Here is a 12,269-nt window from a genome sequence, read left to right as displayed (position 1 = left end):
GTACGACGGCCCCGCCGAGGCGCTCTCCCCTCCGTCCCCCGTGCTGTCCCCCGCGTCACCCCTGTTCAAGGGTTGGCCTGGACCAACATAAGGGCAGGTGAAGGAAATGCCTCGGGCCGGAGGTCGGGGACGACAGTGACGTTCGTCCCACCCCCGGCGGGCCCACCGGAGGGGGCACCACCCGGCGGCCCGGTCCCCGGTCCGGTCAGGGCCGGTCCGGTCAGGTCCGGTCCGGTCAGGGCCGGTCCAGCCGCAGCCGCTCCGCCCTCGGCAGGCCCGCGACCACCAGGTCGTAGCTGTCCTCGACGAGCTCCCGGACCATCGCGTCGGGCAGGGAGCCGGGCCCGCCCACCGTCACCGTGTTCCAGTGCCGCTTGTTCATGTGCCAGCCCGGCACGATCGCCGCGTGCTCGGCACGCAGCCGCACCGCCAGCTCGGGCTCGCACTTGAGGTTCACCTTCAGCGGCTCCGCGTCGAGGGACGACAGGGCGAACACCTTCCCCATCACCTTGAACACCGAGGTCTCGGGGTTGAAGGGGAACTCCTCCACCGCCGCGTTGAAACTCAGGCAGAAGGCTCGCAGCTCCGCCGGGGTCATTCCTCCTCCGTCCCGCCGCCCTCGGTCTCCACCGGGGCCACCGGCTCCACGAGCACGGTCACGATCTTGTTCCGGCGTCCGGCCGGAGCCTCGGCCGTCAGCCGCAGCGGCCGCCCGTCGGGCAGCTCGACCACTGCCGAGGCACCCGCGATGGGCACCCGGCCGAGGGCCTTGGCCAGGAGTCCGCCGACCGTCTCGACGTCCTCGTCGTCGAAGGCCTCGACCTTGAACAGCTCACCGAGGTCGGTGATGTCGAGGCGGGCCGTGACCCGGTAGCGGTCCTCGCCGAGGTCCTCGACGGGCGGGAGCTCCCGGTCGTACTCGTCGGTGATCTCGCCGACGATCTCCTCCAGGATGTCCTCGATGGTGACGATGCCGGCCGTGCCACCGTACTCGTCGATGACGACGGCGACGTGGTTGCGCACCTGCTGCATCTCGCGCAACAGGTCGCCCGCGTTCTTGGTGTCCGGTACGAACACCGCCGGCCGCATGGCCGTGGAGACCAGGTCGGACTCCGCGTCCCGGCTGATGTGCGTCTTGCGGACCAGGTCCTTCAAGTACACGATCCCGACGATGTCGTCCTCGTTCTCCCCGGTCACCGGGATGCGCGAGAAGCCCGAGCGCAGCGCCAGCGTCGTCGCCTGGCGGATCGTCTTGTACCGCTCGATGCAGACCAGATCGGTGCGGGGCACCATCACCTCGCGCACCAGGGTGTCTCCCAGCTCGAAGACCTGGTGCACCATCCGGCGCTCCTCGTCCTCGATCAGCGACTCCCTCTCGGCCAGGTCGACCATCGCGCGCAGCTCGGCCTCGGAGGCGAACGGCCCCTTGCGGAACCCCTTGCCGGGGGTGAGGGCGTTGCCGATGAGGATCAGCAGCTGCGGGACGGGCCCCATGACGCGGGCGAGCGGGACCAGGACGTACGCGGCTGCCGTCGCCGTGCCGAGCGGGTGCTGGCGGCCGATGGTGCGCGGCGAGACGCCGACGGCCACGAAGGAGACCAGGACCATCACGGCGATCGCGGTGAGCAGCGCCTTCCAGTTCTCGCCGAGGGCATCGAGGCAGACGTACGTGACGAGCACCCCCGCCGCCATCTCGCAGGTCACCCGCAGCAGCAGGGCGACGTTGAGGTAGCGGGTGGTGTCCTGGGCGACCTGGAGCAGCTTCTCGCTGCCCCGCCGGCCCTCCCGTACGGCCTGTTCGGCGCGGAAGCTGGAGACCCGGGCGAGGCCGGACTCGGCGCAGGCCGCGAACCAGGCGACCACCACCAGCAGGACCGCCCCGGCGATCAGTTGCGGGGCGGTCACGAGACGGTCGGGGCCGGGGACGGGCCCGTCAGGCCGCGCTCGCTGCGCCAGCCGTCGACGATGGCCGCCTGGAGGCCGAACATCTCGGCCTTCTCGTCCGGCTCCTCGTGGTCGTAGCCCAGCAGGTGCAGGACGCCGTGGACGGTCAGGAGCTGGAGCTCCTCGTCCATGGAGTGCCGGGTCGGGGCGTCCTCGCCCTGCTTCTTCGCCACCTCGGGGCAGAGCACGATGTCGCCGAGGAGCCCCTGCGGGGGCTCCTCGTCGTCCTTGGCCGGCGGACGCAGCTCGTCCATCGGGAAGGACATGACGTCGGTGGGTCCGGGCAGGTCCATCCACTGGATGTGGAGCTGCTCCATGGCGTCCTCGTCGACGACGATGACGGACAGCTCGGACAGGGGGTGGATCCGCATGCGGGTGAGCGCGTAGCGGGCGATGTCGAGGATCGCCCGCTCGTCGACCTCGGTTCCGGACTCGTTGTTGACGTCGATCGACATGGTGCGCTGGGTTCTACTTCCGCTGGGTGCCGTTCCGGGCCGGCCGGGGTTCCCGGTCCGCCTGGCTGTCGTCGTACTTCTCGTACGCATCGACGATACGGCCGACCAGCTTGTGCCGGACGACATCCTCGGACGTGAGCCGCGAGAAGTGGATGTCCTTGATCCCCTCCAGGATCGACTGGACCTGGCGCAGGCCGGACTTGGTGCCGCCGGGGAGGTCGACCTGGGTGACGTCACCGGTGATGACGATCTTCGAGTCGAAGCCGAGCCGGGTCAGGAACATCTTCATCTGCTCGGGGCTCGTGTTCTGCGCCTCGTCGAGCACCACGAAGGCGTCATTGAGGGTGCGTCCCCGCATGTATGCGAGGGGGGCGACCTCGATCGTCCCGTTGGCCATGAGCCGGGGGATCGAGTCCGGGTCGAGCATGTCGTGCAGCGCGTCGTACAGCGGGCGCAGGTACGGGTCGATCTTGTCGAAGAGCGTGCCGGGCAGGAAGCCGAGCCGCTCTCCGGCCTCGACGGCCGGTCGGGTCAGGATGATCCGGCTGACCTGCTTGGACTGCAGGGCCTGGACCGCCTTGGCCATGGCGAGGTAGGTCTTGCCCGTACCGGCGGGGCCGATGCCGAAAACGATCGTGTGCTTGTCGATCGCGTCGACGTACCGCTTCTGGTTCAGGGTCTTGGGGCGGATGGTACGGCCGCGGCTGGAGAGGATGTTCTGTGTGAGCACCTCGGCAGGGGTTTCCTGCGGACCGTTGCCGTTGTCGCTCGCCCTGAGCATGGCGATCGAGCGTTCCACTGCGTCCTCCGTCATCGGCTGCCCGGTGCGGAGCACGAGCATCATCTCGTCGAACAGGCGCTGGATCAGACGGACTTCCGCCGCTTCACCGATCGCGCTGACCTGGTTGTCCCGAACATGGATGTCGGCCTTCGGGAAGGCCTTCTCGATCACCCGCAGCAGGGCGTCACCAGGGCCGAGCACCGCAACCATCGGGTGGCTCGCCGGAACGGTGAAGTGGGCTCGCGCCTGTCCCTGCGCCGGGGTGTGAGCTGTCGGTGTCTGAGTCATGGGCCGGCACTGTGGCCTGCACATACCTCCCGCTGAGGGGCCGCGCCGATCGACGACCTCCGGAGTACCAAGGGTACGTCGCCGCGGCGGCTGCACCGAGAGGTTTTCCGGCGCCTCGCACCCGGCGGTCACGGGCCGGCCGGGCCGGGTGCGGGGCCCGCCCACGGTCCCGCGCCCGTGCCGCTACGCAAAGTGGCGGAAGCCGATCGTCGGGACCGCCCGGCGCCGGGGCGCCCGGGCCGCGTCCCGAGGGAGCAGCTCGTCCAGGAAGCCGTAGCGGGCCCGCAGCCCGTCCGGGGCCGTCTGCCACCAATGGGCCACCTCGGGCCAACCCGGGGCGGACAAGGAACCGCCGAACTCCTGGACCGACAGGGCCGCCGTCAGGCCCGCGAAGGCGAGCCGGTCGGCCAGCGGCCATCCGGCCAGCGTGCCCGTGACGAACCCGGCGACGTAGACGTCCCCGGCCCCGGTCGGGTCCAGTTCGTCCACCGCGATGCCCGCCACCTCCGCCGTCTCCCCGGTCCTCGAATCCACCGCGTACGAGCCCTCCGGACCCAGCGTGACCACGGCGACCGGAACCCGCTCGGCCAGCGCCCGCGCCGCCGCTCTCGGGCACTCGGTCCGCGTGTACCGCATCGCCTCCCCCGCGTTCGGCAGGAACGCCTCGCAGTGCTCCAGGTCGGCCAGCGCGCCGAGGTCCCACCGCCCCGTCTCGTCCCAGCCCACGTCCGCGAAGATCCGCGCCCCGCGGCGGGCCGCCTCCCCGATCCAGCCGTCCGCCCGGCCCGGGGCCAGCGAGGCCACGGCCGCCCGCGTGCGCGGCGGGCACTGCGGGAAGGGGTCGGGGCCGGCCGGGGGCGGCGCCTCGTGGCCGTGCGAGACCATCGTGCGCTCGCCCTCGTACGCCATCGAGACCGTGACCGGGCTGTGCCAGCCGGGGATGGTCCGTGACATGGACAGGTCGATGCCCTCGCCGTGCTCCAGGGCGTCCCAGCAGTACTCGCCGTAGTGGTCGTCCCCGAAGGCCGCGGCCAGCGAGGTGCGCAGGCCGAGCCGGGCGAGGGCAGTGGCCATGTTGGCCACCCCGCCGGGGCTGGAGCCCATGCCGCGCGCCCAGGACTCCGTACCGCGAACGGGGGCGGAGTCGAGGCCGGTGAAGATGATGTCGAGGAAGACCGCGCCGGTCAGGAAGACGTCGCACCCCGGGTCGTGGGGGTCGCGCAGCGGACCGAGCGGGTCCAGGTCGGCGCTGCGGCTGAGTCGGCTGTCCCGGTTGGTCACGGTGCACTCCCCGATCGGCGCGAAGGGTCGTTCCTGCCGGCGGCCGTTCCGGCGGAAGGCCGGCAGCCCTGCCCGTCCGGGCCGGACTGAAACCCCAGTGTGGCGTACATCACTGCCGGGCCGCTCCGCGGAACGGCCCGGCAGTGAGGCCGACGCTCGACGCCCTACGCCCGATGCTCGACGCCCTACACCCGATGCCCGGCGCCCGTGCCCCCGCGACGGGGACGCCGCCGGCCGCACCGGCCGAAGCCCCGTCAGTCCTGGCGCCGCTTGGGCAGGGGCACCCGTGCGAGGTCCGCTGCGATGGTCAGCTCGCCCTCGAAGCCGGCCGCGCGCGCCTGGCGCTCGAACGCGAAGGGGTCGCCGTAGCGCTGCGAGAAGTGCGTCAGCACCAGGTGGCGCACACCCCCCTCGCGGGCGACGCGGGCCGCCTGCCCGGCGGTCAGGTGCCCGTGGTCGGCGGCCAGCCGGGCGTCCTCGTCGAGGAAGGTGGACTCGATGACCAGCATGTCGCACCCCTCGGCGAGTTCCTCCACGCCGGGGCAGAGCCTGGTGTCCATGACGAAGGCGAAGCTCTGGCCGGGCCGCAGCTCGCTGACGTCGTCGAGGGTGACCCCGTCCAGCCGGCCCTCGCGCTGGATCCGTCCCACGTCCGGCCCCTTGATGCCGTGCCGGGCGAGGAGTTCGGGCAGCATGCGGCGTCCGTCGGGCTCGGTGAGCCTGTAGCCGAAGGACTCCACCGGATGGGACAGGCGGCGGGCCAGGAGGACGTAGGAGGGCCCCTCGGCCAGCGTCCCGTCCTGCGCCACGGGCTCCTCGCGCAGCTGCACGGTCTCCCGGTAGGCGGTGGCGTACCGGAGGCGGTCGAAGAACTCCTGTCCGGAGGCCGGGTAGTGCGCGGTGACCGGGTGCGGGACCTGGTCGAGGTTGATGCGCTGGATCACCCCTGCGAGGCCGAGGCTGTGGTCGCCGTGGAAGTGGGTGACGCAGATCCGGTTGATGTCGTGCGCGGCCACCCCCGCGCGGAGCATCTGGCGCTGGGTCCCTTCGCCCGGGTCGAAGAGGATCCCCTCTCCGTCCCAGCGCAGGAGGTAGCCGTTGTGGTTGCGGTGGCGGGTGGGCACCTGGCTGGCGGTGCCCAGGACCACGAATTCGCGTACGGACACGGTGTTATCCCGGGGGCCACTGCAGGCCGCGGCCGCCGAGGACGTGCGCGTGCGCGTGGAAGACCGTCTGGCCCGCGCCGGAGCCGGTGTTGAACACGATCCGGTAGCCGTGGTCGTCGACCTTCTCCTGGGCGGCGATGGCTCCGGCCTCCCGCAGCACGTCGGCGGTGAGCTCCGGCGACGCGGCGGCCAGCGACGCGGCGTCGGGGTAGTGCGCCTTGGGAATGACGAGCACGTGCGTGGGCGCCTGCGGGTTGATGTCCCGGAAGGCGACGACCGTCTCGGTCTCCAGGACCACGGTCGCCGGGACCTGCCCCGCGACGATCTTGCAGAACAGGCAGTCCGCCTGCGGTTCCCCGGCCATCGATGTGCCTTCCGTGAGGTGAGGAGTGCTGAAGTGTGCTGAGGTGTGGTCAGGTGTGGCGAGGTGCGGCGACCCGGGCGGTGCCGCCCGTGCCGCTGCTGATCAGCGTGGAGATCGTATCCGGCGCCGCCCCTGGGCCAGCGGAAATTTCATGACCAGCGGCCGGTACGGGCCAACAGGACCGCCGCCGCCGCGGTGCCCGCCGTGGAGGTGCGCAGCACCGAGGGCCCCAGGCGGAAGGGGTGCGCGCCCGCCTCCGCGAAGAGGGCCAGTTCATCGGGCGATACCCCGCCCTCGGGGCCGACCACGAGGACGATGGATCCGGCCTTCGGGAGGTCGGCCGTGGCCAGGGCGCCCGAGGGGTGGTTGCGGTCCTCGTGGAGCACCACGGCCAGGTCGGCGTCGGCCAGCAGGGCCGCGACCTGCTTGGTGGTCATGGCCTCGGCCACCTCGGGGAAGCGGACCCGGCGGGACTGTTTGCCCGCCTCCCGCGCGGTGTTGCGCCACTTGGCCAGCGACTTGGCGCCGCGGTCGCCGCGCCACTGGGTGATGCAGCGCGAGGCCTGCCAGGGGACGATCGCGTCCACGCCGGTCTCGGTCATGGTCTCGACCGCCACCTCGCCGCGGTCGCCCTTCGGCAGGGCCTGGACCACGGTGATCCGGACCTCCGGCTCCGGTTCGCGGCCCGTCGCGGACACCGACACGGCGAGCCGGTCCTTGCCCTCGGCCGCCTCGACCACGGCCTCGGCCCAGCCGCCGCGGCCGTCGGTGAGGACCAGCGCCTCGCCCGGGTTCAGCCGCTTCACGGACACCGCGTGCCGGCCCTCCGGGCCGTCCAGGACGAACTTCGGCCCCCCGGGGACCTCTTCGACCACGAACACGGGTGCGGTCATGACGTACTCCTCTGCTGCAAGTCGTTCAACGCGCTCTGTGCCTCGGCCAGTTCCGCCGCCAGCACCTCCACCAGCTCCCCCGCCGGCAGCGCCCGCGCCAGCCGGTGCCCCTGCCCGGCCCACAGGGCCATGCCCTGCGGGTCGCCGGCCGCGGCGGCCGCCTTGCGCAGCCCCGCGGTCATGTGGTGGATCTGCGGGTACGCGGCCGGGGCGTAGGGGCCGTGCTCCCGCATGAAGCGGTTCACCAGGCCGCGGGCCGGGCGCCCGGAGAACGCCCTGGTGAGCTCGGTGTGCGGGAACAGGGGGTCCGTCAGCGCCTTCTTGTGCATGGGGTGCGCCCCGGACTCCGGGCAGGCGAGGAACGCCGTGCCGAGCTGGGCGGCCTCGGCTCCGGCCGCCAGCAGCGCCGCGATCTGGGAGCCGCGCATCAGCCCGCCCGCTGCGATGATCGGGAGGCCCACCGCCTCGCGCACCTGCGCCACGAGCGCGAGCAGGCCGACCCCGGCCGTGGCGTCGGCCTGCGGGTCGTCGCGGTGCGTTCCCTGGTGGCCGCCGGCCTCGACGCCTTGGACGCAGACGGCGTCGGCGCCCGCTGCCTGGGCGGCGCGGGCCTCGTCGACCGACGTGACGGTGACGATGCTGTACGTGCCCGCCTTGCGGAGGGAGGCGAGGACGAGGGGGGTCGGGCAGCCGAAGGTGAACGACACCACCGGGACCGGGTCCTCCAGCAGGATCGCGAGCTTGGCGTCGTAGCCGTCGTCGCTGGTGCCGAGGGTGTCCTCCTCGGCGATCGAGACGTCGTACCAAGCGGCCTCACCGGCGAGTTGGCCCCGGTAGGCCTCGACGGCGGCCTGGTCGACGGGGCCGGTCTGCGGCATGAAGAGGTTCACGCCGAAGGGGCGCCGGGTGAGCGCGCGCAGCCGTTTGACCTCCTGGTACATGCCGTCGGCGGTCTTGTAGCCGCCGGCCAGGAAGCCCAGGGCGCCCGCCTCGCACACGGCGGCGGCGAGCGGCGGGCAGGAGGCCCCGCCCGCCATGGGAGCCTGCACGATCGGGTACCGGTGGGGACCGCTCAGCGCCAAGGACATGTCCTGCATCGTGCCACGTCCCGCCCACGGCGCCGAATCACTGCGACCGCCCCGTCCGGCCCGCCTTCCCCCGGCGTGCGCCGAGCCCGGCCCGGGGCTCCCCCGGACCGGGCTCGTGCGCGGTGTGCGCGGTGTGCGACGGGTGTTCCCCGAACCGCTCAGCGGCCGTTGAACGCGTCCTTCAGGCGGCTGAAGAGGCCCTGCTGACCCGGCGCGAACTGGCCCATCGGCCGCTCCTCGCCGCGCAGCTTGGCGAGCTGGCGCAGCAGCTCCTCCTGCTGGGCGTCCAGCTTGCCCGGGGTCTGGACCTCGACGTGGACGATCAGGTCGCCGCGGCCGCCGCCGCGCAGGTGCGTCACGCCGCGGCCGTGCAGGGGGATCGACTGGCCGGACTGGGTGCCGGGCCGGATGTCGACCTCCTCCATGCCGTCGAGCGTCTCCAGCGGGCACTTGGTGCCGAGGGCCGCCGCCGTCATGGGGATGGTCACCGTGCAGTGCAGGTCGTCGCCGCGCCGCTGGAAGATCGGGTGCGGAAGCTCGTGGATCTCCACGTACAGGTCGCCGGCGGGGCCGCCGCCGGGGCCGACCTCGCCCTCGCCCGCGAGCTGGATCCGGGTGCCGTTCTCGACGCCCGCCGGGATCTTGACCGTGAGGCTGCGGCGGGAGCGGACCCGGCCGTCGCCCGCGCACTCGGGGCACGGGGTCGGGACGACGGTGCCGAAGCCCTGGCACTGGGGGCAGGGGCGCGAGGTCATGACCTGGCCCAGGAAGGACCGGGTGACCTGCGACACCTCACCGCGGCCACGGCACATGTCACACGTCTGCGCGGAGGTGCCGGGTGCGGCACCCTCGCCGGAGCAGGTGGTGCAGACCACGGCGGTGTCGACCTGGATGTCCTTGGTCGTGCCGAACGCCGCCTCGTCCAGCTCCAGGTCGAGGCGGATCATGGCGTCCTGGCCGCGGCGGGTCCGCGAGCGCGGGCCGCGCTGCGCCGCCTGGCCGAAGAAGGCGTCCATGATGTCGGAGAAGTTGCCGAAGCCGCCCGCACCGAAGCCGCCCGCGCCACCGCCGCCCGAGGAGGACAGCGGGTCGCCGCCGAGGTCGTAGACCTGCTTCTTCTGCGGGTCCGAGAGCACCTCGTACGCGGCGTTGATCTCCTTGAAGCGCTCCTGCGTCTTCGGGTCCGGGTTGACGTCCGGGTGGAGTTCGCGCGCGAGGCGGCGGAAGGCCTTCTTGATCTCGTCCTGCGATGCGTCGCGGCGCACGCCGAGTACGGCGTAGTAGTCCGTGGCCACTTACGACTCCGCCAGGATCTGTCCGACGTAACGTGCCACTGCGCGTACCGCTCCCATCGTTCCGGGGTAGTCCATGCGGGTCGGTCCGACCACGCCGAGTTTGGCGACAGTTTCGCCGCCCGAACCGTAGCCGACCGACACGACGGACGTGGAGTTCAGTCCCTCGTAGGCGTTCTCGTGCCCGATTCGTACAGCCATGCCCGATTCACTGGCCTCGCCGAGTAGCTTGAGGAGCACGACCTGCTCCTCCAGCGCCTCCAGCACCGGCCTGATCGTCAAGGGGAAATCGTGCCCGGAGCGCGTCAGATTGGCGGTGCCGCCGATCATCAGCCGCTCCTCCGCCTCTTCCGCCAGCGTCTCCAGAAGTGTCTGCAGCACGGTCGTGACCGTGACCCGGTCGTCGAGCTCGAAGGCCTCGGGCAGGTCCTGCACGAGCCTCGGCACGTCGGTGAACCTGCGACCCACGACCCTGCTGTTCAGCCGCGCCCGAAGATCGGCCAGCGAGGCCTCGGAGAACGGCGTCTGGCAGTCCACCAGCCGCTGCTCGACCCGGCCGGTGTCGGTGATCAGCACGAGCATCAGGCGCGCGGGCGCCAGCGCGAGCAGTTCGACGTGGCGGACCGTGGAGCGGGTCAGCGAGGGGTACTGCACGATCGCGACCTGGCGGGTCAGCTGCGCGAGCAGCCGCACCGTCCGGCCGATGACGTCGTCGAGGTCGACGGCGCCGTCGAGGAAGTTCTGGATGGCCCGCCGCTCCGGCGTCGAGAGCGGCTTGACGTCCGCCAGCTTGTCGACGAAGAGGCGGTAGCCCTTGTCCGTGGGGATCCGGCCGGCACTGGTGTGCGGCTGGGCGATGTAGCCCTCATCCTCCAGGACGGCCATGTCGTTGCGCACGGTGGCGGGCGAGACGCCGAGCTTGTGGCGCTCGGTCAGCGCCTTGGAGCCCACCGGCTCCTCCGTCCCGACGTAGTCCTGGACGATGGCGCGGAGCACCTCGAGTCTGCGTTCACTGAGCATCGCGCACACCTCCAGCTGTGATGCGGGTCGTCGTGGTCCACTGCTTCTGGCACTCACCTCGTCGGAGTGCCAGAGATCCCCCGGCCAGTGTACGGCCGGGCAGTACGCGGCTAGCAAGGGTGGCCCGCCAGGTAGCGTCGCGGCATGGACCTACGTTGGGAAGACACGAACTGGGAACGTTTGACGCCGCGGACCGGCCGCAAGCGCCTTCCGGTGTGGGATTGCACCGTGGGACTGGTGGTCGGGGACGACTCCGTCCTCATGATCGACCCCGGTTCGAGCGTTCGGGAGGGGGCCGCGCTCAGGGCGGAGGCCGAGCGGCTGACGGGCCGGCGCGTGACCCATCTCGCATTCACGCACGGCCATTTCGATCACGTCCTGGGCGGGGCGGCCTTCTCCGGGGCCGAGGTCTACGGGGCGGTCGGGCTGGACGGCGACCTCGTCTCGGGACGCGAGGAGCTCCGGGACGGCGCGGTGCGCCAGGGCCTGGACGCGGCCGAGGCCGCCGAGGCGACCGACCTGCTGGTGCCGCCGCGGCACCTGGTGTCGGGCGAGTGGACGCTGGACCTGGGCGGTGTGCAGGTGCTGCTGGCCAATGTGGGGCCCGGCCACACCCGCTACGACCTCGCCGTGTTCGTGCCGGGCGAGCGGGAGACGGTGTTCTGCGGGGACCTCGTCGAGGAGTCCGGCGAGCCCCAGGCGGGCAAGGACGCGGTCCCCGCACAGTGGCCGGCGGCCATGGACCGACTGCTGGCCCTGGGCGGGGAGGACGCCCTGTACGTGCCGGGGCACGGGGCGGTGGTCGACGCGGCCTTCGTCCGCGCGCAACGCGACGCACTGGCGGCCAGGTTCGGGGTGTCGGACTCCGGCTCGGGCCCGCTCTCCCAGGGTCGGCCCGATGCGTGAGTACTCCCCCGACCTGACCCCGCCGTGGAAGCGTGCCGGGACCGTGCCGGAGGTGCCGGCCGAGCCCGACCTGGTGGTCGAGGTGGCAGGTACGGACTTCTGCGGCGCCGTGGTGGCCTGCGAGGCGGGCACGGTGACCCTGGAGGACCGCTTCGGCAAGCGGCGCGTCTTCCCGCTCCAGCCGCGCGGCTTCCTCCTGGAGGGCGCCGTGGTCACCCTGGTCCGGCCCGCCCGGGCCCCGGCGGCGCCGCTGCGCACGGCCTCGGGCTCGATCGCCGTCCCGGGGGCGCGGGCCCGGGTCGCGCGGGCGGGGCGGATCTACGTGGAGGGCCGGCACGACGCCGAGCTGGTCGAGCGGGTGTGGGGCGACGACCTGCGGATCGAGGGCGTCGTCGTGGAGTACCTGGAGGGCGTCGACGACCTGCCCGCCGTCGTCGCCGAGTTCGCGCCCGGCCCGGACGCCCGCCTGGGCGTCCTGGTCGACCACCTGGTCCCCGGCTCGAAGGAGTCCCGGATCGCGGCGGCGGTCGCCTGCGAAGACGTGCTGGTGCTGGGCCACCCGTACGTGGACGTCTGGCAGGCCGTGAAGCCGTCCGCGCTGGGCATCCCGGCCTGGCCGCAGGTCCCGCGGGGCCAGGACTGGAAGACGGGCGTGTGCCGGGCGCTGGGCTGGCCGGAGAACACCGGGGCCGCCTGGCAGCACATCCTGTCCCGGGTGACCTCGTACAAGGACCTGGAGCCCGCCCTGCTGGGCTCGGTGGAGCACCTGATCGACCACGTCACGGCCTGAC

General features: G+C 72.4%; 13 protein-coding genes. 2 read left to right on the top strand and 11 right to left on the bottom strand.

The window, feature by feature from the left end; all coding sequences use genetic code 11:
- Positions 1–235: 235 nt before the first annotated feature.
- From ACFV7Q_RS28045 to hrcA, 11 genes are all read right to left on the bottom strand, one after another.
- Positions 236–598, bottom strand: a complete 363-nt coding sequence (locus ACFV7Q_RS28045) for an MmcQ/YjbR family DNA-binding protein (protein ID WP_385432421.1) — start codon at positions 596–598, stop codon at positions 236–238.
- Positions 595–1,905, bottom strand: a complete 1,311-nt coding sequence (locus ACFV7Q_RS28040) for a hemolysin family protein (RefSeq protein ID WP_385432420.1) — start codon at positions 1,903–1,905, stop codon at positions 595–597. Before ACFV7Q_RS28040 ends, ACFV7Q_RS28045 begins: the two co-directional genes overlap by 4 nt.
- Positions 1,902–2,399 carry an rRNA maturation RNase YbeY gene (ybeY, locus tag ACFV7Q_RS28035; RefSeq protein ID WP_179178243.1) on the bottom strand — a complete coding sequence of 166 codons (498 nt, stop codon included), beginning with the start codon at positions 2,397–2,399 and terminating at the stop codon, positions 1,902–1,904. The genes ACFV7Q_RS28040 and ybeY overlap by 4 nt, the downstream gene beginning before the upstream one ends.
- A gap of 13 nt (positions 2,400–2,412) precedes the next feature.
- On the bottom strand, positions 2,413–3,468 hold the full coding sequence (locus ACFV7Q_RS28030) for a PhoH family protein (RefSeq protein WP_385432418.1): 1,056 nt from the start codon (positions 3,466–3,468) through the stop codon (positions 2,413–2,415).
- Between the two features lie 183 nt (positions 3,469–3,651).
- The gene (locus tag ACFV7Q_RS28025) at positions 3,652–4,749 is read right to left on the bottom strand and encodes a PfkB family carbohydrate kinase (protein ID WP_385432417.1); all 1,098 of its coding nucleotides are present in this window, start codon (positions 4,747–4,749) and stop codon (positions 3,652–3,654) included.
- 254 nt (positions 4,750–5,003) lie between these two features.
- On the bottom strand, positions 5,004–5,915 hold the full coding sequence (locus tag ACFV7Q_RS28020) for a ribonuclease Z (RefSeq protein ID WP_385432415.1): 912 nt from the start codon (positions 5,913–5,915) through the stop codon (positions 5,004–5,006).
- Positions 5,916–5,919: 4 nt separating this feature from the next.
- The gene (locus ACFV7Q_RS28015; protein ID WP_385432413.1) at positions 5,920–6,279 is read right to left on the bottom strand and encodes a histidine triad nucleotide-binding protein; all 360 of its coding nucleotides are present in this window, start codon (positions 6,277–6,279) and stop codon (positions 5,920–5,922) included.
- Positions 6,280–6,428: 149 nt separating this feature from the next.
- The gene (locus ACFV7Q_RS28010; protein WP_385432411.1) at positions 6,429–7,172 is read right to left on the bottom strand and encodes a 16S rRNA (uracil(1498)-N(3))-methyltransferase; all 744 of its coding nucleotides are present in this window, start codon (positions 7,170–7,172) and stop codon (positions 6,429–6,431) included.
- Positions 7,169–8,260, bottom strand: a complete 1,092-nt coding sequence (locus ACFV7Q_RS28005) for a nitronate monooxygenase (RefSeq protein ID WP_385432409.1) — start codon at positions 8,258–8,260, stop codon at positions 7,169–7,171. Before ACFV7Q_RS28005 ends, ACFV7Q_RS28010 begins: the two co-directional genes overlap by 4 nt.
- A gap of 158 nt (positions 8,261–8,418) precedes the next feature.
- Positions 8,419–9,555: a molecular chaperone DnaJ gene (gene dnaJ / locus ACFV7Q_RS28000; protein ID WP_385432407.1), complete on the bottom strand. Its 1,137-nt coding sequence runs from the start codon at positions 9,553–9,555 to the stop codon at positions 8,419–8,421.
- Positions 9,556–10,572 (bottom strand): heat-inducible transcriptional repressor HrcA, encoded by a 1,017-nt coding sequence (gene hrcA / locus ACFV7Q_RS27995; RefSeq protein ID WP_385432405.1) that lies wholly within the window; start codon positions 10,570–10,572, stop codon positions 9,556–9,558. It lies immediately after the preceding gene.
- 144 nt (positions 10,573–10,716) lie between these two features.
- Here hrcA and ACFV7Q_RS27990 point away from each other — a divergent pair, with 144 nt between their 5' ends.
- Together ACFV7Q_RS27990 and ACFV7Q_RS27985 are read left to right on the top strand one after the other, a co-directional pair.
- On the top strand, positions 10,717–11,478 hold the full coding sequence (locus ACFV7Q_RS27990; protein WP_385432403.1) for an MBL fold metallo-hydrolase: 762 nt from the start codon (positions 10,717–10,719) through the stop codon (positions 11,476–11,478).
- Positions 11,471–12,268, top strand: coding sequence for a DUF3097 domain-containing protein (locus ACFV7Q_RS27985; RefSeq protein WP_385432402.1), 798 nt, complete (start codon positions 11,471–11,473; stop codon positions 12,266–12,268). The genes ACFV7Q_RS27990 and ACFV7Q_RS27985 overlap by 8 nt, the downstream gene beginning before the upstream one ends.
- Position 12,269 lies beyond the last annotated feature (1 nt).

It is taken from the genome of Streptomyces sp. NPDC059851, from assembly GCF_042732005.1.
Lineage (GTDB): Bacteria > Actinomycetota > Actinomycetes > Streptomycetales > Streptomycetaceae > Streptomyces.
Note: the sequence above shows the minus strand (reverse complement) of the source record. Positions and strands in the feature narration are given on the sequence as shown.

What these genes read in the sequence shown, in the direction of transcription:
- ACFV7Q_RS28045 (WP_385432421.1), bottom strand. Translation starts at nt 598, where the DNA reads ATGACCCCGGCGGAGCTGCGAGCCTTCTGCCTGAGTTTCAACGCGGCG.
- ybeY (WP_179178243.1), bottom strand. Translation starts at nt 2,399, where the DNA reads ATGTCGATCGACGTCAACAACGAGTCCGGAACCGAGGTCGACGAGCGG.
- ACFV7Q_RS28030 (WP_385432418.1), bottom strand. Translation starts at nt 3,468, where the DNA reads ATGACTCAGACACCGACAGCTCACACCCCGGCGCAGGGACAGGCGCGA.
- ACFV7Q_RS28015 (WP_385432413.1), bottom strand. Translation starts at nt 6,279, where the DNA reads ATGGCCGGGGAACCGCAGGCGGACTGCCTGTTCTGCAAGATCGTCGCG.
- ACFV7Q_RS28010 (WP_385432411.1), bottom strand. Translation starts at nt 7,172, where the DNA reads ATGACCGCACCCGTGTTCGTGGTCGAAGAGGTCCCCGGGGGGCCGAAG.
- ACFV7Q_RS28005 (WP_385432409.1), bottom strand. Translation starts at nt 8,260, where the DNA reads ATGTCCTTGGCGCTGAGCGGTCCCCACCGGTACCCGATCGTGCAGGCT.
- hrcA (WP_385432405.1), bottom strand. Translation starts at nt 10,572, where the DNA reads ATGCTCAGTGAACGCAGACTCGAGGTGCTCCGCGCCATCGTCCAGGAC.
- ACFV7Q_RS27990 (WP_385432403.1), top strand. Translation starts at nt 10,717, where the DNA reads ATGGACCTACGTTGGGAAGACACGAACTGGGAACGTTTGACGCCGCGG.
- ACFV7Q_RS27985 (WP_385432402.1), top strand. Translation starts at nt 11,471, where the DNA reads ATGCGTGAGTACTCCCCCGACCTGACCCCGCCGTGGAAGCGTGCCGGG.